Genomic DNA, 25,930 nt, shown 5'->3' with positions numbered 1-25,930 from the left:
GGTTACTTGTATGGTTCGGATTTAAAAACAATAAATTCACTGATGTTGGTCATATCAATGGCCCCTACCACTTCATTTTTACTGGTAACTGGAAAAAAGGTGTTCTTTTCATTTCGGATATATTCCAGAATCGTGGTAATTGTTAAGGAGACATCTACAGTTCTGATTTTGGTTTGCATAACATCCTTAATTAAGATTGACGGATTATGGGCATTTTTAATGATATCTTTTTGATATAATACTCCAGCTATTTTATTGTTTTCTAGTATAACAAAGTCTTTTTCGGTACTGGCCAGAACCGTATTCACCACTTCTTCCATAGTGTTTGAAGGATGCAAGAAGGTGATTTTGGTAAGCATGGCCTCTTTAACAATATGGCCTTCCAAGATGGACTGCTGTTTTACCATTTGGTTCTCTCCATAGGCTCCTACAAAAATGAACAATGCTATCAATATTAGAAAGGGATTGAAAAGAACGCCTAGCATAAAAAAAAGAATAGCCAATATCTGTCCCAATCCAGACGCTATTTCAGTTGCTTTTACACGTCCCAACTTAAACGACAATAAAGCCCGGAATACCCTGCCGCCATCCATGGGAAACGCTGGTATCATATTAAATACCGCTAACATAATATTGGCTATAAAAAGGAAAAGGAGTAGACTTTGGAATCCAGTGGTGTTCAAAAACCCCTCTAATCTAGAAGGATCCATTCCAAAATAGGATTTAAAAGGAATAAACAAGGACAGGAGTATGGCAATTACAACATTTACTGCCGGTCCGGCAAGGGCTACCAATAGTTCCTGCCCTGGTTTTTCTGGCATTTTATCCAAGAGAGCAACACCTCCAATAGGCAAGAGGGTTATTTTTCTTGTTCCAATTCCGAATCTTTTGGCCGTTAGCGCATGCCCTAGTTCATGAAGCACAACGCAAAGAAAAAGGATTAGAATTAGGAGTACATTTAAGAGTGCCGAATTAATGTTACCTCCTTTTTGGATATCCAGAAATACCACCCATATTATTAAAAAGGAAAAAGTCCAATGTATTTCTATTTTTATTCCAGAAATAGTTCCGAGATGTAGTGCTCCTTTCATAAAAATCACTTTTTTAGTGAAAGTAGATACAACCACTAATGTTGGAAATGACAACCGTCATATATAAGCCATAAGGATAGGGATACTTTTGTTTAAGCTAGTAGGCTTGGAAGCCAAATAGCTTAAATTTATACTCCGGATTATATGAAAAGAATACTTACACTTACTGTAAATCCGGCATTGGACAAGAGTACCTCGGTTTCGGGGGTGGTACCATATAAAAAGCTGCGCTGTGAGGTTCCCATCTATGAGCCGGGAGGTGGAGGAATTAATGTTTCTAGGGCCATCAAAAAATTAGGTGGTTCTTCTATCTCCATATATCTTTCTGGTGGACCTACTGGTGCCTACATGAAGACACTATTGGACATGGAAGGTATAGTACAAAAAATACGTGTAATACAAGAATGGACCAGGGAAAATTTGGCAGTTACAGATACCATAAACGAACAACAATTTCGATTTGGAATGCCTGGGCCAAAGGTCCAAGACGCCGAATGGCAAGGGGTGTTAAAAGAATTACAATTGCTCTTAAGGGAGGATGATTATTTGGTTGCCAGTGGAAGTCTGGCCTTAAATATCCCAGATGATTTTTATGCTCGGGTGGCTAAAATTGTAAGAGACAAGAAAGCTAAGTTGGTATTGGATACTTCTGGTGAAGCTTTGGATAAAGGGGCAAAAGCCGGCGTATTTTTATTAAAGCCTAATCTGGGGGAACTCAGTTCCCTATGTGGGGTTTCTTCCATAACAACCCAAAATCTGGAGCCCTTAGCCCTAAAATTTTTAAAGGAACATAACTGTACGGCAATGGTCGTTTCCATGGGCCCTAAGGGAGCGATGTTGGTTACTGCAAAAGGAATTGAACATATTTTGGCCCCTACGGTTCATCACGTAAGCAGTATTGGGGCAGGGGACAGCATGGTAGCCGGAATGGTGCTTCGTTTAGCTAATGGCGATTCCTTTAGGAATATGGCTAAATATGGTGTGGCGTGTGGTAGTGCAGCAACCATGACCCCCGGAACACAGCTATGTGTAAAAGAAGACGTAGATGGGTTATACCATTGGATGACTACACAAAAAACTATATTTTAGTCACATTTTTTTATAAAAATACGTGAGCCTTGAAGCTATAATTTTAGTATCTTCTATGCTTTTGGCGTACTATAAAGTGTCTAAAATTTCAAACAATTGAGTATTTATGAGTAAAGCAATTTATATAGCCACTACCGGTCCCAATAGTGGTAAATCTATCATATCCTTGGGCCTTATGCAAATGCTATTGGGCAAGGCCGCCAAAGTAGGCTATTTTAGACCAATTATCGATGACTTTCTTCCAGGGCAAATGGATAATCATATAAAAACTATGATTACCTATTTTGATTTGGAACTAAAGTTCGAGGATGCTTATGCCTATACGCGAAGCCAGATGATACAGAAAAAAAATAAAGGCAAGGAAGATGAGATCATTAGCAAGATTATCGGGAAATATAAGGCTATTGAGGACAGGTTCGATTTTATGCTGGTAGAAGGTACCGATTTTTCTGGGGAGGATAATATTATAGAATGGGATATTAATGTATTAATGGCCAAAAATTTAGGTATTCCCACTATCCTATTGTCCAGTGGGGTAGGGAAAACGGTAGAAGATTTAATTGGGAACCTACAAATAGCCTATGATTCTTTTAAGGAAAAGGGAGTGCAGGTTTTGTCTGTGGTAGCAAATAAGGTAAATCCGGATTATTTGGATGCGGTAAAGGATGGTCTTATAGAGCATCTTCCGGCTGGGGTTTTGGTGAATGTAATTCCTCTAAATCCGGTGCTCGCCAATCCTACAATCAAAGAAATTGTAGAAGAATTAAATGGTAAAGTGCTTTTCGGTGAAGCCTATTTAAATAATCAAGCCGGCTTTTTTAGTGTTGGGGCCATGCAATTACGCAACTATTTGACCCATTTAAAAAAGGATAGTTTGGTTATAACTCCAGGAGATAGGGCCGATATTATTCTAGGGGCTCTACAAGCAAACGTTTCAGCCAATTACCCTATGATATCCGGAATAGTGCTTACGGGCGGACTTCTGCCTGAAGAATCCATAATTAAATTAATAGAGGGGCTTTCGGAAATAGTTCCCATTATCTCTGTGGAGGGTGGCACATATTCTATAACCAATCAAATTGGGGACATTAGGCCTAGAATGTACGCTGAGAATTTACAGAAGATTACTACTTCTATACACACTTTTCAAAACTACGTAGAGGTAAATGCCCTTGAAGAAAAGTTAATCACCTTTAAGCCTTCAGGTATTACCCCTAGGATGTTCCAGTACAATCTGGTAAAAAGAGCCCAATCCCTTAAAAAGCATATTGTTTTGCCAGAAGGTCTGGACGATCGCATATTGATGGCCACAAAGGAATTGGTAGACACCAATACAGTTAATATTACATTATTGGGTGATCCAAAAGAGATTAAAGAGAAAATCGTAAGAATGGATTTGGGATTGGACCTAGAAAAAATTTCTATTGTCTTACCTACCGAATCCCCAAATTTTGAAGATTATGCAAAAACCTTATACGAGTTGCGCAAACATAAAAATTTAAACTTGGCAATGGCACGCGACCTAATGGAAGATCCATCTTATTTTGGCACCATGATGGTCTATAAGAATCATGCAGACGGGATGGTTTCGGGAGCGGTGAACACTACCCAACATACCATTAGGCCAGCGTTGCAATTTATTAAGACCAAACCGGGAATTTCTGTGGTGTCCTCAGTCTTTTTTATGTGTTTGGAGGATAGGGTCACGGTTTTTGGTGATTGTGCTATCAACCCCAATCCAACTGCTGAAGAATTGGCACAGATTACCATTTTATCTGCGGAGACAAGCTTGGCATTTGGAATAGAGCCAAAAGTAGCCATGCTCTCGTATTCCTCCGGTGCCTCAGGTATTGGTGAAGATGTAGACAAGGTAAGAAGAGCAACAGAACTGGTCAAAAAATTGAATCCCGATTTAAAAATAGAAGGCCCCATACAGTACGATGCAGCTGTGGATAGTAAAGTTGGAAAGACCAAGCTGCCCGATTCTGAGGTTGCGGGCCAGGCCAGTGTATTTATTTTTCCCGATTTAAATACAGGAAACAATACCTACAAGGCAGTGCAGCGAGAAACTGGCGCCTTGGCTATTGGACCGGTACTACAGGGGTTGAACAAGCCGGTAAATGATTTGAGCCGTGGTTGTACCGTAAATGATATTTTTAACACTGTAGTGATCACTGCCATACAAGCGCAGGGTTTATAAGAACGTTAGCACATGAAAATATTGATATTAAATTCAGGAAGCTCCTCCATCAAATACCAATTGATTAACATGCCTTCAAAGGAAGTAGTATGCAAGGGCATGGTGGAAAGGATAGGCTCAAACGAAGCCATATTACAATATAAAACGGATAAGGTAAGCATTGAAGAAACTCTGGAAATAAAATCACATAGGCAAGGATTACAACATATAGTAGCATTATTGGTGGATTCAAAAAAAGGCATCGTAGATAATGCCAACGAAATACAGGTTATTGGGCATAGGGTGGTCCACGGTGGCACCACATTTTCAGCCCCAACGATGGTGACACCCTTTGTAAAAGATAAAATAAAAGAGCTTTTTGCATTAGCACCATTGCACAACCCTCATAATTGGGAAGGATTAGATCTTGCAGAAGAAATTTTTCCTCAAGCGAAACAAGTTGCCGTATTTGACACGGCCTTTCATCAGACGTTACCATTAAAGGCCAAGAAGTACGCCATACCAAACCATTTGTTTGAAGAACATAAAATTCAGGTCTATGGTTTTCACGGAATAAGCCATCAATATGTATCAGAAAAAAGCATTGAACACCTTAAGAAATCTAAATCAAAGATCATATGTATCCATCTGGGTAATGGATGTAGTATGACTGCAGTATTAGATGGGGTAAGTGTTGACCATAGCTTGGGTTTCACACCTGCAAACGGGCTCATTATGGGATCTAGAAGTGGGGATATAGACCACTCCATTATATTTTATTTGGTAGAAACGTTGGGATACGATCTAAAAGATGTAAATCGTATGTTATTGAAAGATAGCGGAATGATAGGTCTTACGGGGTTCAATGATTTAAGAGATGTGCAGGCGGCCGCTGAAAATGGGGATATGGCATCTAATCTCGCTTTGGAAATGAATGCCTATAGGATAAAAAAATATATTGGTGCCTATGCTTCCGCTATGAATGGCTTGGATGCTATAGTTTTTACTGCTGGAATTGGAGAAAATTCTAGTGAGTTAAGAAAACGGGTATGTTCAGAAATGGATTTTCTAGGCATACGTTTGGATAACCTAGAAAACGAAAAAAGAGAAGTGGGAATCCACGAAATACATACGGGCGATTCTCTGGTAAAAATTTTGGTTGTACCCACCAATGAGGAGTTGGAGATAGCCAAACAGGCCTTTCAATTGGTTTCCGCTTTATAGAGTACTACTTAAAAATAGTCACTTATTAATCCTCTGACCTCGATTAATTCCTACATATTAATATGATTTTTATCATTTTAGAGCCATTCAGTTTAAAATAGCTTTGGCCATTAAGGTAGGGTTAATTAGGATTATTAGTTCTTCAGGTTTGTTGTGCTCATAAGATCTTGCCTTCTCCTTGTTTCCGCAATAGTTGGAAACAAAAGACGATGTATTCTATTTTAACCTATAGAACGAAAGATGGAGGATTTTATCATACATAATGAGCATCTACAGCTTACCCAAATAGAGTTTTTATACAGAATGTTGGTGGCTGCAGGCATTGGTTTTGTGTTGGGATTGGAACGGGAGTTTTCTAAGCATTCTGAAAAAGAAGAACTTTTTGCTGGGGTGCGCACGTTTACTATTGTTTCTCTTTTTGGTTTTATTGCTGCCCTTTTGAGTTTTATATTGAATGAATGGGTATTCGCCATAGGATTCTTCGGGGTTGTTTTTTTGGTGGCCATAGCTTATTGGATAGATGCCAGTAAAGGAAAGACTGGAGGTACTACCGAATTCGCTACTATTTTTACCTATTTATTGGGAGGACTTACGCTTATGGGGTTTTTAACAGAAAGCCTTGCTTTTATGGTCATTGTTGTAGTTATCCTATCCCTAAAAGTTAAATTGAAAAGCATTATTGGTCAGTTAACGCAGGAAGAAATTTATGCATTTGTGAGATTCGTGGTAATTGCTCTTTTGATTTTACCCTTTTTACCCCATAAAAATTATGGACCGTTCAATGTAATCAATCCAAGAGAAATAGGGTGGGTGGTAGTATTGACCTCTGGCATCGGATTTATTGGTTATATCCTAATGAAATTTCTAGGTACGGATAGGGGGATATTGTTAACGGGTATATTTGGTGGTATGGTATCCAGTACCGTTGTAACATGGACCTTTTCAAAGAAAAGCAGGGAAGTGCCCTCTCTGTCCGGCAATTATGCCATGGGCATATTCGCAGCTGCTACAGTCATGATCCTACGGGTAGCCGTACTGGTTTTTATCTTTAATAAAGCCTTGTTGAAAGAGTTATTAGTGCCTTTATTAGTACTATTGTTTACTGGACTTGCGGTTACTTTCTACTTCTATAAAAAACGAACCTCCAATGAACGGCTTAAAGAGACAATTCCTTTAGGCGAGCCCCTCAATATTAGGGATGCCCTTTTTTTTGGGATTTTATTTACAGGAATCTTAATTTTGGTAAGTTACGCTAGTACTGAATATGGTGATAAAGGAATCTATTTTTCAAGTGCTATAAGTGCCTTGACAGATATTGATGCCATTACTATTTCGGTATCTAAATTGGGAGGGGACACCCTTGCTGTTTTAACAGCACAGATTGCCATTATCCTTGCAACTATTTTTAATACGGTGGTAAAAATTGGATTGGCATTGTGGTACGGTAGCCCATCACTAAAAAAACATGTACTCCTTGGCTATGGACTTATAGGTGTATCTGGGTTGATTGGCTTCTTAATCCTAAACAGTTAAAAATAAAAACTACATGACTAAAACAGTTTTAATATGAATATAGGTCTGGTCCTATCTGGTGGTGGTGTGCGTGGAATTGCACACATAGGGGCTATAAAGGCCATGGAAGAAATGGGAATACATCCAACCCATATTGCTGGAACTAGTGCCGGAGCTATAGTAGGAGCCCTTTATGCAGAAGGCCATTCCTGTGAAGAAATATTGGGATTTTTTAAAACGGTGGATGTGTTTTCCATCAATACCTATGCTCTCGGAAAACCTGGTTTTGTAGATTCTGATAAGTTATTTGAAGTCTTTAAAAAATATATACCCCATGACACTTTTGAAGGCCTAAAAAAAAGATTATTTATTACCGGAACCGATATTTTGGAAGGAACATCCAAAATATTCCATAAAGGTCCACTGATCAATGCAATTTTGGCATCAGCAGCATATCCCGGCGTTTTTACCCCGGTAAATATCAACGGGAAGTACTATGTAGATGGCGGTATTTTGAATAATTTTCCGGTAGATGCCATTCAAAAGTATTGCGATACTGTGATTGGGGTATATGTAAATCCCTTTGATAAAGTAAAGATTGGAGATTTAAAACATTCCTACAATGTAATGGATAGGGCTCTGCAAATAAAAATGAAAGATGGACTCGCAGCTAAATTCAAAGCTTGTGATTTACTGATTTATCCCAAAACCCTCACTAATTATGGAACCTTCTCCTTCAAAAATGCAGATTTGATTTATAAGTTGTGTTATAAAGCAACGAAGGAAGCAATTCAATCAGAAAAAGGTTTGCTAATTTTAAACAAGGTTTAAGATTGTAATTAAGGAAACAATGATTTTTTTAGTGTTGCTTATAATTTCAACCCAAATGACAGGTCACCTGCATCCCCTAATCCAGGAATTATATACCCGTAGTCATTAAGTTCTTCATCAATGGCGGCAATCCATAGATGAGTATTTTCGGGAAAGATGCTATTTGCATAATCAACTCCCTGTTTAGATCCAATTACAGATACAATGTGTATTTGTTTTGGTTTGCCATGGTCTTGCATTGCCTTGTATGTGTTCTCCAAGGTTTTACCAGTAGCAAGCATAGGATCTATAAGGACTAAGGTCTTGTCTGTCAAGGTAGGTGCAGCTAAATAGTTAACAATCACTTCAAAAGCTTTATCTCCGTTCAAATGGTTTCGATAGGCAGAAATAAATGCATTTTCGGCTTTATCAAAATAATTTTGCACACCTTGGTGCAAAGGGAGTCCAGCCCGTAAAACTGCGCAAAGCACAAGATTATTAATGGGTAAGGCTATTACTTTGGATCCTAAAGGAGTACTGATGTCTGTATCGGAATAGAGAAAACTTTTACTCATTTCATATCCCAATATTTCTCCAATCCGCTCTATGTTTTTTCTAAACCTCATGGAGTCCTTTTGGATATCCTTATCCCTCAATTCTGCAATAAATTGATTCAAAATGGTATTGTTTTCTCCAAAGTTATGGATGGTCATAGTGCAATTTATTTACTTTAAAAGTACAATTTTCAATCTAGTTTAAGTACCATGCTTTCATTGAACATATAGATTATTCATTTATCAATTTAATGTGGTTTCTAAACAGTGCTACTTGTCCCATATTTTCCAATTTTTTTAATAAACGGGAAATAACCACCCTAGAAGTATGCAGTTCATAAGCAATTTGCTGATGGGTGCTATTGATGGAATTATCGTTTGTTACCCGTGCTTTGTCTTTTAGATATTTTAAGAGTCTCTCGTCCATTTTTAGAAAAGCGATACTGTCAACTGTATGGAACATGTCATTGAGCCTCTCATGATAGCTCTTTAGGATGAATTTTCGCCAACTGTGGTACTTGGCCATCCATTCTTCCATCTTGTGGACAGGAACCATGATTAATTTGGTTTCTGTTTCTGAAATTGCTCTTATTTCACTTTTGGTATGCCCCATACAGCAGGTAAGTGTCATTGCACAAGTATCTCCTTGTTCCAAAAAATAGAGCAGAAGTTCATCACCGTTTTCATCGTCACGAAGAATTTTTACTACTCCGGAAACAAGAAGAGGCATAGATTTTATATAATTACCTATTTCCATTAGCTTGAAACCTTCAGGAATTTCCTTATAGGTCCCCACTTGGTTAATTTCTTCCAATAAGGCTTCCTCAAAAATATGTTGGTAGTTTTCTTTTAGTTCTTTAATCATATAAACTTTTAAAATAATTTCTTTAAAGGTGCAACGTTTTGGCTAATTATAAAACCCCCAAAGCAATTTCTATCATTTGGCGAAAAGATGTTTCTCTTTCCAAGGAAGTTGTTCTTTCTCCAGTGATCAGAGAATCCGATATTGTAAGAATAGCCAAGGCTTTTACATTGTATTTGGCAGCTACGGTATATAAGCCTGAAGCTTCCATTTCAACGCATAGGACACCAAATTCGGCCCATTTTTTATAAGCATCGGGATCATCTTCATAGAATTCATCTGATGAAAGAACATTGCCCGCCTTAATAGGAATCTTATGTTCTTTTGCGTACACGGCCGCCTTCATAAACAGATCAAAGTTGGCGGTAGGGGAATAATCGGCATTAATGAACCTGCAATTGTTGATTCCCGAGGTGGTAGATGCTGCCATTGCCAAAACAATATCTCTAATGGTAACGTCTTTCTGATAGGAACCGGCAGAGCCAACACGGATCATATTTTTAACTCCAAAATCATTGATGAGTTCATGATAGTAGATCATAGCTGATGGGATACCCATACCACTGCCTTGTACGGATATTTTTTTGTCTTTATAGGTGCCCGTGTAGCCGAACATGCCCCTTACTTCGTTATAACATATTGGATTTTCCAGAAAAGTTTCAGCAATCCACTTTGCTCGTAAAGGATCCCCTGGTAGGAGCACGGATTCAGCAATATCACCTTTTTTTGCATTAATATGTGTGCTCATTTTTAGAGATTTAAGGAACGTTTAAGATAGTTACGCCCGAGGAGGTCCCTATCCGGGACACACCCAATTTAATGTATTTTAATGCAGTCTCCCTATCTTTTATTCCTCCAGAAGCTTTTATTTTAATTTTGTTTCCAACCTTCTCTTTCAGTAAGATAACATCAGTAAAGGTGGCCCCCTCAGTTCCAAATCCGGTGGATGTCTTAACATAATCAGCTTTTCCTTTTATGATTAGTTCACATGCCTTCAGCTTTTCATTAGTTGTTAGGTAACAGGTTTCTATGATCACTTTTAAAACCACTGGACCACAGGCTTCTTTAATCTTTGTGATCTCTTCTAGCACCAATCCATATTGCTGGGATTTCATCCAACCTATATTAAGGACCATATCAACCTCATCCGCACCATTTTTTATACTATCCAGAGCCTCCAATATTTTTGTTGCAGTACTCATGGTACCCAAAGGAAAACCTATTACCGCAACTAATTTAACGGGGGAGTCTAGGAGCTCTTTTTTTGCTAATGAGATATGGCATCCGTTTACACATACTCCGTGAAAACGATGGGCTTTTGCCTCCGAGCATAAATTGATAATATCTTCTTCTGTTGCAGTTGGTTTTAGGATGGTGTGGTCTATATAACTTTCAAGGCGCATAGGTTATTCTAAGCTTTTAAGAAACAACTTTAGTTTGGCCAAGATAATTAATTCCGATTTGTTCTTACCAGCAAAAGATGCTGCAATAGCTTCTCCGGTTTTCCAAATTAAGGTACTAATTTTAGGGTTGATCATATTTTTATGTTCTTCAGCAAATTCCTTGAACTCATCAAAATAGAGTTGACCGTCTTCTTCCTCTTCCTGTAACCAATCAAAGACAATTTCAATTTGATAGGCTGCATCGGTCCCAAACTCGTCCTCTATCTCATCTACATCCAACCATTTTTCCTTTACCGTTTCTTTTAGCCTTTTGACTTCAATTGGTCGTATGTCATTGTCAGCCATTGCAATGGCATAAAACAGTTTACCTAGTTTCTGATACAGTTCATTTCCTATTTTCTGTGAATTCAACATAATGGAGCGTATTGAGTTATGTTCAAAATTAAGGTTCTTGTTTTCCCTATTTTATGATTATTATCAGTTGCAAATAATGGTTTTTGCATAACAATCCATTTTATCAAGATTATAAAAAACTAATAGTATTACCTCCTTCTTAGCCCATTAAGATGCCATTTTCAAATTAAGGTTAGGCCGTATGAGGCATGACCATGGTCATTTTTATGGAAAATAAACGATGTTATATTTGATATAGACCGTTAAACTTTAGTATAGGATCATGAGATTTATTACTCAAATAAAAAGTGGGATTCTAGAGTTCTTTGATCAGATAGGGGATCTTTCTTTTTTTTCGAGACGATTTTTTCGAGAGTTTTTAAAACCTCCCTACGAGTTTTCGGAACTATTGCATCAATGCTATAGCGTAGGTAATAGATCTTTACCTTTAGTTGGGATTACCGGCTTTATCATTGGATTGGTATTAACTTTACAGACCAGGCCAACCTTGCAGGAGTTCGGAGCTGTCTCTTGGATGCCCAACATGGTAGGGATATCGATTGTTAGGGAAATTGGTCCGGTGATCGTAGCCCTTATCTGTGCTGGGAGAGTTGCTTCTGGTATGGGAGCTGAACTGGGATCTATGAGGGTTACGGAACAAATAGATGCGATGGAAGTTTCTGGGACCAATCCTTTTAAATATTTGGTAGTAACCCGGATATTAGCCACCATGCTGATGGTACCCATTTTAGTTGTGATAGGTGATGCTTTTGCGCTTTACGGGTCGTTTTTGGTAGAAAATCTAAAAGGGGAAGTATCCTTTGCGCTCTATTTTAATAAAGTTTTTGAATCCTTGGGGTTTAGTGATCTAATCCCGGCAGTGACAAAATCTTTTTTCTTTGGTTTTGCCATTGGATTGGTTGGGTGTTACAAAGGGTATCATTGCAAGAAGGGAACTGTTGGAGTAGGGGTGGCTGCCAACACCGCCGTGGTAATGGCATCCATGTTAATATTTATTATAGATTTTGTGGCGGTATTTATCTCAGATATTTTTTATGATCTCTAATGCCTATGAATGATACTACCAATAGTTCGAATGTGACAGATACAAGGGAAAAGGTAATTGATATAAAGGATGTCAAAAAAAGTTTTGGTGACAATCATGTGCTCAATGGGTTTAAAATGCAACTTTACAAAGGAGAGAACTTAGTAATTATGGGCAAATCTGGTTCTGGAAAATCTGTTCTAATTAAGTGTTTGGTTGGATTGGAAACAGCAGATAGTGGGTCAATTAATATTATGGGCTACGAAGTGACCCAATTAAATAGGACTTTGTTGGACAAGTTGAGGGCTGAAATTGGGTTTCTGTTCCAGGGTAGTGCTCTTTATGATTCCATGACCGTAAAGGAAAATTTAGAATTTCCGCTGAGACGACATGAAAAGAGATTTGAAAAAGGGATGGATTCCAATGCTATTATTTTGGAAGCCTTGGAAAATGTAGGGTTGGCTCATACCTTGAATATGATGCCGAGCGAACTTTCGGGAGGAATGAAACGAAGGATAGCCTTGGCCAGAACATTGATTATTCGCCCTAAAATCATATTGTATGATGAACCAACGAGTGGATTGGACCCCATTACTTCCAAGGAAATTATTGAACTAATGCTTAGGATCCAAAAGAAATACGAGACCTCTTCCTTAATCATAACCCACGATGTGGATTGTGCCAGGGTCATTGCAGATCGTATGATTCTTTTGGTAGACGGCATTAATTACGCGGAAGGAACATATAATGAACTAGTAAAGGCAATAGATCCAAAAATAAAGGCCTTCTTTAAATAATAGGACCATGGTAAAATCAACTTCACGAAATAATATAAGATTAGGGTTCTTTGTAATTATTGGGACCATCCTATTGGTTGTGGCGTCCTATTTAATTGGGAACAATAAAAGCATGTTTAGTAAAACATTTTCCCTTAGTGCAAAATTCAATAATGTTAACGGCTTAATTTTGGGAAATAATGTACGGTTCTCGGGAATTGTAGTGGGTACTGTAAAGGCAATTGAAATGGAAAGCGATACACTTATAAGGGTTCGCATGGCCATAGAGGAGAAAATGCAGCAATATATTAAAAAAGATGCCATTGCGACCATTGGCTCCGATGGACTCGTGGGAAGTATGATAATCAATATTATCCCTGGAAAAAACAACGCCCCTTTAGTCCAGAATAATGATGAGATTTCTTCCTACAGCAGAATAGCCACTGAGGATATGTTGAGTACTTTAAATGTGACCAATGAAAATGCTGCGATGTTGACGGCAGATCTACTAAAGGTATCCCAATCCTTGACCAAGGGGAAAGGAACCATGGGCCTTTTATTGAACGATACCATAATGGCTTCTAATCTGGAGAAGATAATTATGAATCTTAAATTTACAAGTGAGCAAGCCAATATTGCCTTTGCTAAGTTGAACAGTATGGTAAATTTGATTGATTTAAAAGAAAGTACAGCCGGGATACTACTTAGTGATACCATCTCTGGTAACCAAATGAAGCAGGTTATTCATAATTTACAATCCACTAGTTTAAAAATGGAAGAGATTACCAAAGACGTCCAAACCTTGGTCAAAAATATAAAAGAGGGGGAGGGAGCCTTGGATTATTTGACCACAGATTCCCTTTTGGTCAAAAAATTGGACGCAACTCTTATAAATATAGAATCGGGAACAGAAAAATTTGATGAAAACATGGAGGCCCTTAAGCACAACTTTTTATTCAGGGGCTATTTTAAAAAATTGGAAAGAAAAAGACTTAAAGAAGAAGAAAGGGATGAAAATTAATATTAATGTACCTTAAATCTTAATGATATCTGTTGGGGTTTCAATTAGTATTGTATTTTTTCCTCTAATGGCGATGGGCTGTTTCATGATATCTGGATTGTGGCGAATCATTTTAATCCAATCGTCATCCGAAAAATCGTGGTGTTCCTTAAATCGGGCTTTGTAAATAGGATGGTCTTGGTTTACCAAGTCTTTAATTTCCATTTTTAGCCTATCTGCAATCTCTGCAATTTGTGTTCCGGTCACAGGGGTCTTTAAAATATCTATTTCATGTATTGGAAGTCCTTCCGCTTTTGCATACGCCAAAGTCTGCTTCGCACGATTCGATTTTGAGCTGTAATACAAAATAATCTGTCGCTCTGATGTAGCTATTTCTCCCATGAAAATACTTTTAAGTGGTCTTGATGATTGTTTTGTGTGTCTCTATATGGTGCTTTAGCAATTGTTTTAAACTTTCCAAATATGCACTCATTGCATCTTCATCAATATTTGGATGGTTTTCAGTGGGTAGGGTCACTGGATTTTCATCCAAAAACCGATATAGTTCAGGGTAGTTGGTTTCGATATTTAAAGTCAATTGGGTTATTTTTGTCAATATGGACTTAGAATTGATCATGTTCGTGATTGTTTAAGATTGTTTTGGTTCCATGATGTTATAAAAAGCTTCACTATCCATAATATACTCGGTTATGGCAAAGACTTCCTTTCTATTGAGCCGAAAGGTTTTTACAAATGTAGTTATTTCATTTTCTAGGTGTTGGTGTTCCATGGTAAAAATTCCTGAATCTTCCCTTTTTTGGTTTTCTACTAAATATCCCAATTGAATGATATGTTTGCCTACTTTCTCCAAAAGATCACCACATTTTATTCCCAGATCAAAAAGATCGACCTTAATTTCTTTTACCATAACAAGGTTTTCCGGCTTGGTGATCCAGATGAAATATTTGTCAATAAGATGATGTAAAAATAGAAGGTCATCTTTGTAAAAAAGCAGATCAGATTTCCAATGTTCCGTTAAAACGTATACTTCTTCCCAGTTGTTTTTGGTGTTCATGGCCTTTATGGTATCTATTGGGTTAATTTTTTAATTTCTAGCATATTGTCTTCATTGCGCACAGCTATCAAATTATCATTGAGTAATTTGGTCCTAAGCCATGGTGTTTTATATCTTTTAGAGGTCATTTGGATATTGGTAGGCTTGGCCAAATATTCTACGATGTTTCCGGACGAATCCATGAGTACCTCATGAAACGTATAGTCATAGATTTTTAGTTTGAATTCGTTTTCACCCTTTAATGTTTTTTCGAAAATAATGCCCGTGAAATATCCATTTTCATATTGGGCGACATTTAAAAATTGATAATCGATTACTAATGTGCCAGAAGTATCAATGAATCCATAGTAAGGTATTCCTTCTACCATTTTTTTGACAGGGCATTTTCCTTGTTTAAAAGTTGGATGTGTTAAACTCATGATACCAAAGGATGAGGTGTCACCCGTATGATCCCATACCAAATCGTCCCTGAAACCAATAACAAGGTCTCCCTTGGTGTTCATAAAGCCCCATTGTCCGCCTTTTTTTATTGCTGCTAACCCTTCGTTGTAGGGGGCTATTTCATCAATTCCCGTCAATGCCTGTGCTATGGTAAAGAATGGGATCATTAGAAAGATGCAGACGAATGTTACTTTATTTTTCATGATGTTTTATTTATAGGATACTGCCAAAGTATTATAAGAGCTACTTATATGAAATGATAATTATCAGTTATACATAATGGTAGTTCCCTGTATTATTGTACAAATGACAATAGTCATAGTAACTTGTTCTTAAAGTAATTATTTTTATGGAAGGATATATCATTTTGAGGGTGAATGGCTGCGGTCACTAAATAGGTGACAAGCTTAAAAAGGACCGATATTGTCTGTAATAATCAGAAAGACAAGTGATTGTAAATTATAAAAGATAAATATTCTAAAAATACATAAATTATGACCATTAATATTCAATATGTTAAAATGCCTACCAGTATTGCAATGACAGAATTTGTGACCAAAAAATTGGATAAGTTGGGGGATCGTTACAATTGGGTGATTTCTGCCAATGTATATTTTAAATTGGAAAACGATCCAACGCAAAAAGGCAAGATCTGTGAAATTGAACTTAGCGCTCCTGGGCCAAGGTTGTTTGCAAAATCCAATGAGACACATTTTGAAAAAGCTGCTGTTGCAACCTTAGATGATTTGGAAAGGCTGCTTAAAAAACAAAATGAAAAACGAAACAATAAATTTAAGATCATTAATTCCAATCCTTAACCCATATTTCATTGCTTTCTAATTTGGTAGTTCTAGATTTAAAGCTACTATGGCCACAATAAAAATAACCGTATTATGAAAAAGATATTGGTTCCCGTAGATTTCTCTGAATTTTCAGAATATGCCTTAGAAGTTGCGGCAAGTCTCGCAAAAAAAAATAATGCTGAAATTTTAGTATTTCATATGTTGGGTTTATCAGAGTCGGTATTTGCGGCTAATGAAGCTATAGAAATGGCAGAGGCAAAGTATTATATATCTTTGGCTAAAGAACGCTTTAGTACATTTTTGGAAAGGGATTATTTAACAAATATTAAAATCACAGAAATAGTACAAAATTTTAAGGTTTTTAGTGAGATCAATGAGTTGGCCAAAGAAAAAGAGATTGACTTGATTATTATGGGGTCCCATGGTTCGAAAGGGTTGAGCGAATTCTTTGTCGGTTCCAATACCGAAAAAGTGGTAAGAACGTCATCAGTCCCTGTTCTGGTCATCAAACAAAGATATGCTCATTTTAAATTGCGAAAGGTGGTCTTCGCTTGTGATTTTAAAATTGAGAACCTTTATGCCTTTATCCATGCCGTTAAATTATTTTCAGATTATGAGGCAAAAATTAATTTGGTCTATGTGAATAGGCCCAATGAATATTACATCACCAAAGCTGACTTGGATAAAAGGATAACCTATTTTATGTCCAAAATAAGGGACCTAAATTTAAATAATTTGGAAGTGGCTTACGTAACTGATTATTCCATTGAACACGGGATTTTAGATTACTGTAAAAGTATACATGCAGATCTGGTAGCCATTCCCACCCATGGTAGAAAAGGGTGGGCTCATTTTTTTGTAGGCAGTTTAGGAGAAAACATGGCCAATCATGCTCATATTCCAGTTATGACCTTTAGGATTTAAAGAAGTAAGTGTAGCATCTAATACTATAGTGATACTTAAAGATTTTTCAACACTTTTTCCAATCGCGGTCTTTTATGCCTACTTATGGGAAGTTCCCTACCATGCACTTCCACTATTTTACTATTAAAACGCTCTATCTTTTCTAAATTTACGATATAGGATTTGTGGATGCGCAAGAATTTATCCTTTGGTAATTTCTCATCAAAAGCCTTCATCGTCGAAAGGACTATGACATTTCTTTCTTTGGTGATCAATTTAATATAATCTCCTAAAGCTTCAATCCATTCGATATCATCCATAAAAATTTTTCTTTTTTTGAGATTGGTTTTCACAAAAAAGAATTCTTTGTCTTCTTCGTTCCCATGAATGAGCTTATAATTGTTAATTGCCCTATCTATTGAAGCCTTAAAGCGGCTTTGTGTGATCGGTTTATGAAGGTAGTCGGTAACCCCATATTCAAATGCTTTGAACGCGTAGTCCTTTTTACCGGTAATAAGAATAATTTGGGGTCTTCTATTTAGGGATTCCAAAAGGTCGAAACCATTGATAATAGGCATTTCAATATCCAAAAAAATCAAATCTACCTCTAGCTCTTTAATTCCCTTGTTTGCCTCCATGGCATTGCAATATTCGGCTAAAAGAATCAGTTGGGGATGGTTTTTTATAAGCTTGGCAACTGCCAAACGTTGCATGGTGGAATCGTCGATAATGATACTTTTTAATTGCATAGTATTGGTTTTAAAAAGTATCTCCAAAGTACTCTGATAGGCAACAAATGGTCATTTTTTTGGACGTAACACTATTGGGTTCCAATAATTGTTAAAAAGGGACCAATTTATAGGGGGAATTTCATTTGTTGATCATATTAGAGTAATTATGGCTGGATACTTTAAGTTGTTTAGTATTGATTTCAAAACTAAAATATGTGAAATTATTCGGTGGATAAATGATGTAGATCAGTTTTAAAATAAAAGTAGGTGAGATTTAATTTTTAGAATTTATATTCAATGGTTGTTTTAAAATAAACCATTGCTCCTAAAGAGTTCTTTATGCATTCTCTTACTTCAAGGAATTATAAGTTCTATCACCACCCTGTTCTAAATCTTTAGCACCAGAAATGCAACTGATATTTATCATTGTTTCCATTAGGTTGTCATGCTACTTTTAAAGGAAAGGTTTAAAAAGATAATATGAATACAATATTGATACCTACCGATTTTTCCGCCAATGCTATGAATGCCGTAAGTTATGCAGTGAAATTTTTCAAGTACCAACGTTGCGAAATATATTTAATGCACGCGTATGCCGATGAGGTTTACAGTGACACTGTTGCTATGTCTACTTCCGATTTTGGTAACTTTAAAGCAAAAATTGAGAAGGGGGTAGACGATTCTTTACATAATTTACTAGGTAATATTAACGAAATTTCACCGAATCCAAGGCATCAATACAAGACCCTTTCTGTTTTCGGATCCCTTGTAGATTCTACTAATGATTTTGTAGAAGAAAAGAACATCGATATTGTCATTATGGGTACCAAAGGCAAGACCAACGACCAGAAACTTACCTTCGGATCCCACACCTTACAGGTATTGAAATATGTTCAATGTCCGGTATTGGCAATTCCCGAGAACTTTGAATACGTAAAACCAAAAAAAATACTTTTTCCAACAGATTACATGGTCCCTTACAAAAAAAGAGAACTTAAACTTTTATGTGAGCTCGCTTGTTCCTACAGATCGGAGATTCATTTTTTATACCTATCCAAATTTAAAAAATTAGCTAAGAGACAGGAGGATAATAAAATATTTTTAGAAGCAGCTTTACAAGATTTAACGCTCATCTTTGAAATTATAGATAGTGAAGAAAGGTTAGAAACCATTCAGAAGTATATAGAAATTAATGATATACAGTTATTGGTAATGGTTAATTCCCGTCATTCTTTTTTAGAAAGTATGCTTAGCAAATCTACGATAGATCAATTGGGATTGGCTATAAAAGTACCATTTTTGGTTATGCAGAATTTGGTCAGATAATACAAAAGAGACCCTATGAAACGTATTTTATTACCTACCGACTTTTCTAAAAATGCCATGAACGCTATTTGCTATGCGTTGTCTTTCTTTAAAAACGAGGTGTGCACGTTTTACATTTTACATGCCTATACTCCCTCCTTCTATAGAGTTGATTATATGTTGGGCGGACCCTCCTTCAGTGCCATACCGGATACAAGTGTAGAGGCTTCTTTAAAAGGTTTGGAAAAAACGCTTAGGGATATTAAGAAACCACAACCCAATGGCAATCATACCTTTGAGACCTTATCAGCCTTTAATATTTTAACGGATGAGATCCTTGAGGTAGTAGATAGTAAGCGTATAGATTTGATAATAATGGGTACGCAGGGAGCTACGGATAAAAAAGATTTGTTTATCGGCACCAATACCATTCATGTATTGCGGAAGGTAAAAATTCCTGTATTGGCGGTTCCAGCGGGTTATACGTTTAAAGAGATTAAAAAAATGGTTTTTGCCACAGATTATTGGACCCAATACAAGGAAGAGGAAATAGCCCCATTAACTTTTGTAGCAAAAATCCATAAAGCCAAAATTATTGTTTTACATGTAATGGAGGAAATGGGGCTTTGGGACAATCAGGAAGAGAACAGAAAAGTTCTAACAGATTATATAGGTGACCTCCTGCATACCTTCGATCAAGTAAAAAGCACCCATGTGGCCGATGCCATACAGGAATACCTTGAAAGCAGCCAATTGGACTTTTTAGCCATGCAAAACAGAAAACACCATTTTTGGGAGCGTTTACTCACACGCCAAAATGTAGATGCCATCGGTTTTCATATTAAGGTGCCATTTTTAGTACTAAGAGATACAGGCAATTCCATTAAATAATAACAACATGAAAAATATTCTTATTCCCACCGACTTTTCAGACAACGCATGGAATGCTATTTTCTTTGCCCTGAAGCTCTATTGGGATGTGGAATGCACATTTGAGATATTACATGTCTACGAAGTAAGTGCCTCCCAGATAAAAGGCGCCCGAGATTCCCAAAAAGCAGGTAAATTATATGAAAACTTAGCCCTGGAATCTGAAAAAGGACTTTCTGCTATATTGGATTATTTGGACAAAAACCATAATAATCCTAAACACACCTTTAACACCATAACCGCATCCGATCATCTTCAGGGTGCAATTAAAGAACTGCTTTTTGAGAAAACCAGACATATGATTGTTATGGGGACCAAGGGAGCTACGGGAGCTAAGGAAGTGTTTATGGGCAGCAATACCGTGAACGTCATTAAAGCTATTAGGAACTGTTCCATTGTGGCGGTTCCTGAAGAATTTAACTTCCAGAAATTGGAGAAAGTAGTTTTCCCTACTGATTTTAATAGGTTTTATTATAGATTCGAGTTATTGCCATTAGAGGAATTGGGAATTGCATGGGACACCACCATACATGTTTTTCATGTTGCCGAGGAGGTAGAATTGAAAGAGAAACAAAATTCCAATCGTGAAATTTTGAAAGAGCGACTAAAACAACTGAAAATAATATTCTGTGAAAGGAATACCCAAACGACCATTGCGGAAACCATTGTGGAATTCTCTATGGAAATAAAAGCGGACATGGTAGTGTTGATTCATTACCAACATACTTTTTTAGAACAATTGACCCAGGAACTAGTTGTAAAAAAAATAGGGTTCCATACTACTGTTCCATTATTGGTGCTTCCAGAATTGTCGTAGGAGGGCATTGCCAACTAAAGGGCCAGAGGAAAAAAAGAAGATAAATACAATCCAATACAATCCAATGAAAAAGATCTTATTGCCTACCGATTTTTCAAACAACGCTTTAAATGCCATTAACTATGCCATTTATTTATTTGAAAAAGAGGAATGTACCTTTTATATTTTCCATACGATTCAAATAGGCCCATCTGGTTATAGTAGTTCTTTCAATAAAGGAAGGAAGACTAGACTTTACACAATAACCAAGGAGGAAGCTAAGCACAATATGGATGCCTTAAAGGAAACATTGGAAGCCAAAAAGAAAAACTCCCTGCATACTTTTAGTACCATTATCCAATCAGATACTTTGTTGAATGCTATTGGTAAGGACGTCGTTAATAAAGATATTGACTATATTTTTATGGGAACTAAAGGAGCTTCTGGGGTTAAATCAATTTTTCTGGGAAGTAATACGGTAAGTGTAATTAAAAATATTACATTTTGTCCCTTGGTCGCGGTACCAGATGAGTATAGCTTTGACATACCGGGTGAGATTTTGTTTGCTACTGACTTTAGGCACGACTATAATAAACTAGAATTGGAGCCTTTAATCACCCTTTTAAAATTATGGAACTCTAAATTAGTGGTTGTATATTTTGGACTTACAGATGCCTTAGACGAGCAGCAGATAGAGGCCAGACAAATTTTGAAAAATCGACTATCGGATTTTTCGCATAGGATAACCCAAGGATATGCCGACATTTCAGTTGCCGATGCCATTAACGACTACGTTGCAAAAAACAAGGCTATAGGCATGATTGCCATGATGAATAGAAAGCATGGTTTTTTTGAAAAATTAACACGAGAACCGATTATAAAAAGAATTGCTTTTGATACGGAGATACCCTTGTTTATTTACCCAAAACTTGAATGATGTGAGGTACATAGCAACGAGTTACGCAAGTTCATAATTGTCACTTGTGTGATGATGTACATAAGGATTTTGAGCAGTAGGATATCTACATGATTTAATGGGGAATCCTATTCTCCATAATTCCTGTTTTACCTTTTGAAAAGTCAATGGGTTTGGGTAAAGGAAGAAGATCACTTGATTTTCTAAATCAATATCCAATATCCTCACATTAAGAACCCTACTTAGGTTTCTGGTTATGATTCTTTTATCCTCATCACTTTTTAAATGAGCTAATTTTGCAATTGCTTTCATGGCACTTGTTTTTGGGTTAATTTCAAAATTATTCCATTCTAAATTAGAATAAAATGATTTAAGTCATGTCAAGTAATTTTATGATCATTTAAGTTTAGTGCTGTAATCAGATAAATTAATCTGTCGCGGAGTACATAGAAAAATGGGACCGTCATCAAAAAAAATAGAAATAGTACTTGCAATAGATATTGGTGGCACCTATACCAAAATTGGATTAGTGGAGAAGAATGGCACCATAAGGGGCAAGCGTGTTTTTAGTACTGGATCCAAACATTCCTTTCAAGGGTTTGTATTAAACTTGGAAGATGAGGTAGCCTTACTCTGTGCCGAATTGAAAAATAAGATTAAAATAGTTGCAATTGGCATTGGCGCACCTAATGCAAACTGGATTACTGGAAAGATGGAACATCCACCAAATTTTAAATGGGGTGATTTCGTTCCAATTTCAGAAACTATTTCTTCATTGTTCAAACTACCGGTGGTCATTGCGAACGATGCTAATGCAGCTGCTGTAGGGGAACAGACATATGGTATGGCAAAAGAGATGAAGCATTTTGTTGTATTGACTCTTGGAACCGGACTTGGAAGTGGAATAGTGGTAGATGGCAAACTGGTAACCGGTGCCAATGGCATGGCAGGAGAACTTGGCCATGTAAGCGTAGACCCTGAAGGTAGGAGTTGCAATTGCGGACTGAAAGGGTGCTTGGAAACCTATGCTTCTGTCACAGGAATCAAAAGAACCGTATTTGAATTATTGGCAGAGTTAAAGGAGGATTCTTTTCTTAGAGGTATTAGTTATGATTCAATGACCGGAGAGATTATTTCTGAGCAGGCGCTTATGGGCGATGTAATAGCTCTAAAGGCCTTTGAAATTACAGGAAAAATCCTTGGAAGCAAAATAGCCGATACTGTGGCGCATTTAGATCCAGAGGCATTTATCTTAAAGGGCGGATTGAGTAAGGCAGGTGATATTTTATTGGAGCCAGTGGTAAGAAATATGGAGAAAAATCTATTTGCCGCCTACAAGGGGAAGGTTAAGATATACCTTTCCCCAACAGATAGTTCTAATGCCATTCTTGGCTCTGCAGCCCTTTTTTGGCAAGGAAGGATGTAATGGGTACAACACCAAAGGGCCTTGACCAGTCTTCTGAAGATGATAATAATCATTTTTCACGGGTATTTTTGAGTCTACTTTTAAGGCGACAATTAACATAAAATAACCATGAAGAAGATTTTGATACCCACCGATTTTTCTGAGAATGCCTGGAATGCATTAACCTTTGCCTTAGCCCTATTCGCTAAAGAGAAATGTCATTTTCTTTTATTCCATATAAACCCTATTGTGTATACTGGTGCCGAGAACTCTGTCATTGTGCCTCATCACCTTTTAAAAGAAAATGTGCTCAAGGAAAGTAAGGAAAAGTTGAAATCTTGGAAATTTAAAATCGAAAAAACTTTTACTAATAAAAATCATCATTTTGAAAGCGTGGCGGTATATGATTTTTTCGTCGATGCTATTAAATTACAGCTAGAAGAATCTGGAGTAGACCTTATTGTAATGGGGACCAAAGGCGCATCTGGTTTAAAAAAAGTCACTATTGGAAGTAATACCGGCCATGTGATCACAAAAATAAAATGTACTCTATTGGCCGTTCCAGAAAATGCAAAATTTAATGCATTAAACAATATTTTATTTCCTACAGATTATCATACAGGAATTGATATTGAGGTACTGGACCATTTAAAGGCGATAATGACCCTTCACAATTCAAGTTTATCAATAGTTTACATGGCCTCAAAAGAAGATGAGGCACTTACAAAGGAACAAGAAAGGAATAAGGATTTTCTTGAGGATTATTTTTCAAATTCAAATCAAATTTCTCGAAGGATTATTGGTACCAAGCTAGAAGAAGTTATACAGACCCTTGTAGAAAGTGAACAAATGGACATGATAGTAATGGTAGCTAAAAATCAGAATTTTATTCAAAGAATCTTGTTCCGACCTTTAGTGGAGCAAATTAGCTATCACATCAATATTCCATTTCTTGTGCTACATGAATAGTTATAACCTTCACCGTGGGCAAGGATTAGATCCTCTTTTTAATAACTGATGGATATCATGGTTTTAAGAGCATAAAACTGGTATTTTCAAATAATAAAATAAATTTAAAATGAAAAAAATACTTATTCCAACTGATTTTTCGGCAAATGCATATAATGCTATTAGTTACGCGATGAAGTTATATAAAAATGAGGAGACTACCTTTTTTTTGATGAATACATATACACCAGCGGTTTATCAATCGGAATATTTGCTATTTAGTCCAGGTCAGATTGGTCTAGGGGACATCTATCAGGAGAATTCTGAAAAAAAATTAAATCAAGTCAAGCGGTGTATTGAAGAAGAATTTAACAACCCCAAGCATTCATTTATAATTCATTCCGCATTCAACACCTTAGTTTATGAGGTTGAGGAAACCGTGGAAAATGAAAAGATTGACGTTGTAGTGATGGGAACCCAAGGCGCTACTGGTGCCAAGGAAATTTTGTTGGGGACCAACACGGTACACGTAATTAAAAATGCCAAGTGCCCAGTTTTAGTAGTACCGCCTAAATATTCCTATGTAGCTCCAAAAGAAATTCTTTTCCCTACAGATTATGAGGTGGACTATAGTAAAACACAGCTAAAACAACTTATTGATATTGCTAGGGCCAATAGCGCTAAAATAGAGGTATTATATGTGTCCTCTGGAAATGAATTGACAATTGATCAATTGGAAAACAAATCTAAATTAGGAGAACTACTAGGGGATCTTCCACATCGCTTCCATGATGTAACCGATCAAGAAATCATCACCGCTATTAATACGTTTCAATCAGATCAGAATATAAATTTACTGACCATGGTTCGAAATAAACATACTTTTTTAGAACGCTTGTTTATAGAACCCATCATAAAAAAAATTAGTTTTCATGTAAACATACCTTTTTTTGTGCTTCCTCATAATTAAGTTATTTGTATTTGCTATATAACGCTCTTATTAGGTTTCAAGGTTACTCATAAATACCCAATTTAAGATGGATCGTAAAAACGTATCATTTTAACGTTGTGTTTTTTGACGGATGTAGTTTTGAATGGATTTAAAAATGGTACTCAACTGATATTAATCATGTTATGATTTTAGGAGATTTATTAATTTAATTCTCTGCTTTTAAGGAAGATGGTTCCTTTGAAGGGATATAATTTAAAAGAAATAAGTTATGAAGATTAAAGAACATGAAAAAAGCTATGTTAAATGGTTAAGTCCAGAAGAAATGCATGACATGTCTAATCAATGGTTTTCCGAATTAATATTCATAAAAGATGAGCAACTTTTCCTAAATAATTTAATTAAATCCCATACTATTCAATTAACGGATAAAGCAGTTTTTGAGAGGAGCAAGGAATTGGTAGATGAACTTCTTAGGGCCGAAAAGGAAGTGGTCCCCTTAATGAAAAAAGTACAGTTGCATAATAACCAGTTAGATGTTATGATAGACGAAGTGGATCAGTTAAAAATGGAAAAGGCTTACAAGGAAACCCATTTTGATTTATTGTCAGCGGTTAATATGTACGGCAACCAATATAGGGCCTTAAAAGAAAGATTGTTCAAATTGGTTTCTAAGGTTATGAAATTGGACAAACAAAAAAGATTGTTGAATTAGTCTGATTTTAGTAAATCGGAATCTTGAACCGATTTACTAAAATGGGCAACCTAAAAGGTTGCCCATTTTTTTTTG

At 36.6% G+C, this 25,930-nt stretch carries 30 protein-coding genes; 18 read left to right on the top strand and 12 right to left on the bottom strand.

Annotated features, from left to right (window positions below):
* Positions 1 to 2: 2 nt before the first annotated feature.
* A complete protein-coding gene (locus tag ABXZ36_RS09520) occupies positions 3 to 1,091 on the bottom strand; it encodes a site-2 protease family protein (RefSeq protein WP_354615285.1) in 1,089 nt (362 codons plus the stop codon).
* Between the two features lie 144 nt (positions 1,092 to 1,235).
* Between ABXZ36_RS09520 and ABXZ36_RS09515 the strand changes: the two genes are divergently transcribed.
* From ABXZ36_RS09515 to ABXZ36_RS09495, 5 genes are all read left to right on the top strand, one after another.
* Positions 1,236 to 2,180 carry a 1-phosphofructokinase family hexose kinase gene (locus ABXZ36_RS09515; RefSeq protein WP_354615284.1) on the top strand — a complete coding sequence of 315 codons (945 nt, stop codon included), beginning with the start codon at positions 1,236 to 1,238 and terminating at the stop codon, positions 2,178 to 2,180.
* Between the two features lie 106 nt (positions 2,181 to 2,286).
* On the top strand, positions 2,287 to 4,380 hold the full coding sequence (pta, locus tag ABXZ36_RS09510) for a phosphate acetyltransferase (RefSeq protein ID WP_354615283.1): 2,094 nt from the start codon (positions 2,287 to 2,289) through the stop codon (positions 4,378 to 4,380).
* Positions 4,381 to 4,392: 12 nt separating this feature from the next.
* Entirely contained in the window at positions 4,393 to 5,583 is a 1,191-nt protein-coding gene (locus ABXZ36_RS09505) for an acetate/propionate family kinase (protein WP_354615282.1), read from the top strand.
* Between the two features lie 240 nt (positions 5,584 to 5,823).
* On the top strand, positions 5,824 to 7,116 hold the full coding sequence (locus ABXZ36_RS09500) for an MgtC/SapB family protein (protein ID WP_354615281.1): 1,293 nt from the start codon (positions 5,824 to 5,826) through the stop codon (positions 7,114 to 7,116).
* A 33-nt stretch (positions 7,117 to 7,149) separates the two neighbouring features.
* Complete coding sequence (locus ABXZ36_RS09495; protein ID WP_354615280.1) at positions 7,150 to 7,926, top strand: patatin-like phospholipase family protein; 777 nt, start codon at positions 7,150 to 7,152, stop codon at positions 7,924 to 7,926.
* A 38-nt stretch (positions 7,927 to 7,964) separates the two neighbouring features.
* Here ABXZ36_RS09495 and upp read toward each other — a convergent pair whose 3' ends face one another.
* The 5 genes from upp to ABXZ36_RS09470 all read right to left on the bottom strand — a co-directional run bounded on the left by upp (position 7,965) and on the right by ABXZ36_RS09470 (position 11,138).
* On the bottom strand, positions 7,965 to 8,618 hold the full coding sequence (gene upp, locus ABXZ36_RS09490) for a uracil phosphoribosyltransferase (protein ID WP_354615279.1): 654 nt from the start codon (positions 8,616 to 8,618) through the stop codon (positions 7,965 to 7,967).
* Between the two features lie 73 nt (positions 8,619 to 8,691).
* A complete protein-coding gene (locus tag ABXZ36_RS09485) occupies positions 8,692 to 9,324 on the bottom strand; it encodes a Crp/Fnr family transcriptional regulator (protein WP_354615278.1) in 633 nt (210 codons plus the stop codon).
* Positions 9,325 to 9,370: 46 nt separating this feature from the next.
* Positions 9,371 to 10,069, bottom strand: a complete 699-nt coding sequence (gene deoD / locus ABXZ36_RS09480) for a purine-nucleoside phosphorylase (RefSeq protein ID WP_354615277.1) — start codon at positions 10,067 to 10,069, stop codon at positions 9,371 to 9,373.
* Positions 10,070 to 10,079: 10 nt separating this feature from the next.
* On the bottom strand, positions 10,080 to 10,724 hold the full coding sequence (gene deoC, locus ABXZ36_RS09475) for a deoxyribose-phosphate aldolase (RefSeq protein WP_354615276.1): 645 nt from the start codon (positions 10,722 to 10,724) through the stop codon (positions 10,080 to 10,082).
* A gap of 3 nt (positions 10,725 to 10,727) precedes the next feature.
* The gene (locus ABXZ36_RS09470) at positions 10,728 to 11,138 is read right to left on the bottom strand and encodes a hypothetical protein (protein WP_354615275.1); all 411 of its coding nucleotides are present in this window, start codon (positions 11,136 to 11,138) and stop codon (positions 10,728 to 10,730) included.
* A gap of 262 nt (positions 11,139 to 11,400) precedes the next feature.
* Here ABXZ36_RS09470 and ABXZ36_RS09465 point away from each other — a divergent pair, with 262 nt between their 5' ends.
* From ABXZ36_RS09465 to ABXZ36_RS09455, 3 genes are read left to right on the top strand one after another with little or no spacing between them, the layout of a single operon-like run.
* Positions 11,401 to 12,183, top strand: a complete 783-nt coding sequence (locus ABXZ36_RS09465; protein WP_354615274.1) for an MlaE family ABC transporter permease — start codon at positions 11,401 to 11,403, stop codon at positions 12,181 to 12,183.
* A gap of 5 nt (positions 12,184 to 12,188) precedes the next feature.
* Complete coding sequence (locus ABXZ36_RS09460) at positions 12,189 to 12,959, top strand: ABC transporter ATP-binding protein (protein ID WP_354615273.1); 771 nt, start codon at positions 12,189 to 12,191, stop codon at positions 12,957 to 12,959.
* Positions 12,960 to 12,966: 7 nt separating this feature from the next.
* Positions 12,967 to 13,959: an MlaD family protein gene (locus ABXZ36_RS09455; RefSeq protein WP_354615272.1), complete on the top strand. Its 993-nt coding sequence runs from the start codon at positions 12,967 to 12,969 to the stop codon at positions 13,957 to 13,959.
* 12 nt (positions 13,960 to 13,971) lie between these two features.
* Here the strand turns inward: ABXZ36_RS09455 and ABXZ36_RS09450 are convergent, their stop codons facing one another.
* The 4 genes from ABXZ36_RS09450 to ABXZ36_RS09435 are packed head-to-tail and all read right to left on the bottom strand — an operon-like array spanning position 13,972 to position 15,657.
* Positions 13,972 to 14,340, bottom strand: coding sequence for an arsenate reductase family protein (locus ABXZ36_RS09450; RefSeq protein WP_354615271.1), 369 nt, complete (start codon positions 14,338 to 14,340; stop codon positions 13,972 to 13,974).
* Between the two features lie 10 nt (positions 14,341 to 14,350).
* Positions 14,351 to 14,575 carry a hypothetical protein gene (locus ABXZ36_RS09445; protein ID WP_354615270.1) on the bottom strand — a complete coding sequence of 75 codons (225 nt, stop codon included), beginning with the start codon at positions 14,573 to 14,575 and terminating at the stop codon, positions 14,351 to 14,353.
* Positions 14,576 to 14,587: 12 nt separating this feature from the next.
* Positions 14,588 to 15,013: a hypothetical protein gene (locus tag ABXZ36_RS09440; RefSeq protein WP_354615269.1), complete on the bottom strand. Its 426-nt coding sequence runs from the start codon at positions 15,011 to 15,013 to the stop codon at positions 14,588 to 14,590.
* Positions 15,014 to 15,027: 14 nt separating this feature from the next.
* Positions 15,028 to 15,657, bottom strand: a complete 630-nt coding sequence (locus ABXZ36_RS09435) for a WG repeat-containing protein (RefSeq protein WP_354615268.1) — start codon at positions 15,655 to 15,657, stop codon at positions 15,028 to 15,030.
* Between the two features lie 291 nt (positions 15,658 to 15,948).
* Between ABXZ36_RS09435 and ABXZ36_RS09430 the strand changes: the two genes are divergently transcribed.
* The gene (locus ABXZ36_RS09430) at positions 15,949 to 16,272 is read left to right on the top strand and encodes an HPF/RaiA family ribosome-associated protein (RefSeq protein WP_354615267.1); all 324 of its coding nucleotides are present in this window, start codon (positions 15,949 to 15,951) and stop codon (positions 16,270 to 16,272) included.
* A gap of 75 nt (positions 16,273 to 16,347) precedes the next feature.
* Complete coding sequence (locus ABXZ36_RS09425; RefSeq protein WP_354615266.1) at positions 16,348 to 17,181, top strand: universal stress protein; 834 nt, start codon at positions 16,348 to 16,350, stop codon at positions 17,179 to 17,181.
* 35 nt (positions 17,182 to 17,216) lie between these two features.
* Here the strand turns inward: ABXZ36_RS09425 and ABXZ36_RS09420 are convergent, their stop codons facing one another.
* The gene (locus ABXZ36_RS09420) at positions 17,217 to 17,909 is read right to left on the bottom strand and encodes a LytR/AlgR family response regulator transcription factor (protein ID WP_354615265.1); all 693 of its coding nucleotides are present in this window, start codon (positions 17,907 to 17,909) and stop codon (positions 17,217 to 17,219) included.
* A gap of 462 nt (positions 17,910 to 18,371) precedes the next feature.
* Between ABXZ36_RS09420 and ABXZ36_RS09415 the strand changes: the two genes are divergently transcribed.
* From ABXZ36_RS09415 to ABXZ36_RS09400, 4 genes are all read left to right on the top strand, one after another.
* Entirely contained in the window at positions 18,372 to 19,217 is an 846-nt protein-coding gene (locus tag ABXZ36_RS09415; protein ID WP_354615264.1) for a universal stress protein, read from the top strand.
* A 15-nt stretch (positions 19,218 to 19,232) separates the two neighbouring features.
* Positions 19,233 to 20,087: a universal stress protein gene (locus ABXZ36_RS09410; RefSeq protein WP_354615263.1), complete on the top strand. Its 855-nt coding sequence runs from the start codon at positions 19,233 to 19,235 to the stop codon at positions 20,085 to 20,087.
* 7 nt (positions 20,088 to 20,094) lie between these two features.
* Positions 20,095 to 20,943 carry a universal stress protein gene (locus ABXZ36_RS09405; RefSeq protein WP_354615262.1) on the top strand — a complete coding sequence of 283 codons (849 nt, stop codon included), beginning with the start codon at positions 20,095 to 20,097 and terminating at the stop codon, positions 20,941 to 20,943.
* A 64-nt stretch (positions 20,944 to 21,007) separates the two neighbouring features.
* Positions 21,008 to 21,859, top strand: a complete 852-nt coding sequence (locus tag ABXZ36_RS09400; protein ID WP_354615261.1) for a universal stress protein — start codon at positions 21,008 to 21,010, stop codon at positions 21,857 to 21,859.
* 21 nt (positions 21,860 to 21,880) lie between these two features.
* Here ABXZ36_RS09400 and ABXZ36_RS09395 read toward each other — a convergent pair whose 3' ends face one another.
* Positions 21,881 to 22,150 (bottom strand): hypothetical protein, encoded by a 270-nt coding sequence (locus ABXZ36_RS09395; RefSeq protein ID WP_354615260.1) that lies wholly within the window; start codon positions 22,148 to 22,150, stop codon positions 21,881 to 21,883.
* Positions 22,151 to 22,292: 142 nt separating this feature from the next.
* Between ABXZ36_RS09395 and ABXZ36_RS09390 the strand changes: the two genes are divergently transcribed.
* The 4 genes from ABXZ36_RS09390 (at position 22,293) to ABXZ36_RS09375 (ending at position 25,855) form a co-directional block, all read left to right on the top strand.
* Positions 22,293 to 23,264, top strand: a complete 972-nt coding sequence (locus ABXZ36_RS09390; RefSeq protein ID WP_354615259.1) for an ROK family protein — start codon at positions 22,293 to 22,295, stop codon at positions 23,262 to 23,264.
* Between the two features lie 108 nt (positions 23,265 to 23,372).
* Positions 23,373 to 24,212 carry a universal stress protein gene (locus ABXZ36_RS09385; RefSeq protein ID WP_354615258.1) on the top strand — a complete coding sequence of 280 codons (840 nt, stop codon included), beginning with the start codon at positions 23,373 to 23,375 and terminating at the stop codon, positions 24,210 to 24,212.
* Between the two features lie 109 nt (positions 24,213 to 24,321).
* Positions 24,322 to 25,161, top strand: a complete 840-nt coding sequence (locus ABXZ36_RS09380; RefSeq protein WP_354615257.1) for a universal stress protein — start codon at positions 24,322 to 24,324, stop codon at positions 25,159 to 25,161.
* A gap of 250 nt (positions 25,162 to 25,411) precedes the next feature.
* Positions 25,412 to 25,855, top strand: a complete 444-nt coding sequence (locus ABXZ36_RS09375; RefSeq protein WP_354615256.1) for a hypothetical protein — start codon at positions 25,412 to 25,414, stop codon at positions 25,853 to 25,855.
* Positions 25,856 to 25,930 lie beyond the last annotated feature (75 nt).

Origin of the sequence: Sediminicola arcticus, from assembly GCF_040566695.1 — a bacterium.
In the GTDB taxonomy this organism is placed as follows: domain Bacteria; phylum Bacteroidota; class Bacteroidia; order Flavobacteriales; family Flavobacteriaceae; genus Sediminicola; species Sediminicola arcticus.
Note: the sequence above shows the minus strand (reverse complement) of the source record. Positions and strands in the feature narration are given on the sequence as shown.

Coding starts and splice junctions, on each gene's coding strand:
- ABXZ36_RS09520 (WP_354615285.1), bottom strand. CDS start 1,091: ATGAAAGGAGCACTACATCTCGGAACTATTTCTGGAATAAAAATAGAA.
- ABXZ36_RS09515 (WP_354615284.1), top strand. CDS start 1,236: ATGAAAAGAATACTTACACTTACTGTAAATCCGGCATTGGACAAGAGT.
- pta (WP_354615283.1), top strand. CDS start 2,287: ATGAGTAAAGCAATTTATATAGCCACTACCGGTCCCAATAGTGGTAAA.
- ABXZ36_RS09505 (WP_354615282.1), top strand. CDS start 4,393: ATGAAAATATTGATATTAAATTCAGGAAGCTCCTCCATCAAATACCAA.
- ABXZ36_RS09500 (WP_354615281.1), top strand. CDS start 5,824: ATGGAGGATTTTATCATACATAATGAGCATCTACAGCTTACCCAAATA.
- ABXZ36_RS09495 (WP_354615280.1), top strand. CDS start 7,150: ATGAATATAGGTCTGGTCCTATCTGGTGGTGGTGTGCGTGGAATTGCA.
- upp (WP_354615279.1), bottom strand. CDS start 8,618: ATGACCATCCATAACTTTGGAGAAAACAATACCATTTTGAATCAATTT.
- ABXZ36_RS09485 (WP_354615278.1), bottom strand. CDS start 9,324: ATGATTAAAGAACTAAAAGAAAACTACCAACATATTTTTGAGGAAGCC.
- deoD (WP_354615277.1), bottom strand. CDS start 10,069: ATGAGCACACATATTAATGCAAAAAAAGGTGATATTGCTGAATCCGTG.
- deoC (WP_354615276.1), bottom strand. CDS start 10,724: ATGCGCCTTGAAAGTTATATAGACCACACCATCCTAAAACCAACTGCA.
- ABXZ36_RS09470 (WP_354615275.1), bottom strand. CDS start 11,138: ATGTTGAATTCACAGAAAATAGGAAATGAACTGTATCAGAAACTAGGT.
- ABXZ36_RS09465 (WP_354615274.1), top strand. CDS start 11,401: ATGAGATTTATTACTCAAATAAAAAGTGGGATTCTAGAGTTCTTTGAT.
- ABXZ36_RS09460 (WP_354615273.1), top strand. CDS start 12,189: ATGAATGATACTACCAATAGTTCGAATGTGACAGATACAAGGGAAAAG.
- ABXZ36_RS09455 (WP_354615272.1), top strand. CDS start 12,967: ATGGTAAAATCAACTTCACGAAATAATATAAGATTAGGGTTCTTTGTA.
- ABXZ36_RS09450 (WP_354615271.1), bottom strand. CDS start 14,340: ATGGGAGAAATAGCTACATCAGAGCGACAGATTATTTTGTATTACAGC.
- ABXZ36_RS09445 (WP_354615270.1), bottom strand. CDS start 14,575: ATGATCAATTCTAAGTCCATATTGACAAAAATAACCCAATTGACTTTA.
- ABXZ36_RS09440 (WP_354615269.1), bottom strand. CDS start 15,013: ATGAACACCAAAAACAACTGGGAAGAAGTATACGTTTTAACGGAACAT.
- ABXZ36_RS09435 (WP_354615268.1), bottom strand. CDS start 15,657: ATGAAAAATAAAGTAACATTCGTCTGCATCTTTCTAATGATCCCATTC.
- ABXZ36_RS09430 (WP_354615267.1), top strand. CDS start 15,949: ATGACCATTAATATTCAATATGTTAAAATGCCTACCAGTATTGCAATG.
- ABXZ36_RS09425 (WP_354615266.1), top strand. CDS start 16,348: ATGAAAAAGATATTGGTTCCCGTAGATTTCTCTGAATTTTCAGAATAT.
- ABXZ36_RS09420 (WP_354615265.1), bottom strand. CDS start 17,909: ATGCAATTAAAAAGTATCATTATCGACGATTCCACCATGCAACGTTTG.
- ABXZ36_RS09415 (WP_354615264.1), top strand. CDS start 18,372: ATGAATACAATATTGATACCTACCGATTTTTCCGCCAATGCTATGAAT.
- ABXZ36_RS09410 (WP_354615263.1), top strand. CDS start 19,233: ATGAAACGTATTTTATTACCTACCGACTTTTCTAAAAATGCCATGAAC.
- ABXZ36_RS09405 (WP_354615262.1), top strand. CDS start 20,095: ATGAAAAATATTCTTATTCCCACCGACTTTTCAGACAACGCATGGAAT.
- ABXZ36_RS09400 (WP_354615261.1), top strand. CDS start 21,008: ATGAAAAAGATCTTATTGCCTACCGATTTTTCAAACAACGCTTTAAAT.
- ABXZ36_RS09395 (WP_354615260.1), bottom strand. CDS start 22,150: ATGAAAGCAATTGCAAAATTAGCTCATTTAAAAAGTGATGAGGATAAA.
- ABXZ36_RS09390 (WP_354615259.1), top strand. CDS start 22,293: ATGGGACCGTCATCAAAAAAAATAGAAATAGTACTTGCAATAGATATT.
- ABXZ36_RS09385 (WP_354615258.1), top strand. CDS start 23,373: ATGAAGAAGATTTTGATACCCACCGATTTTTCTGAGAATGCCTGGAAT.
- ABXZ36_RS09380 (WP_354615257.1), top strand. CDS start 24,322: ATGAAAAAAATACTTATTCCAACTGATTTTTCGGCAAATGCATATAAT.
- ABXZ36_RS09375 (WP_354615256.1), top strand. CDS start 25,412: ATGAAGATTAAAGAACATGAAAAAAGCTATGTTAAATGGTTAAGTCCA.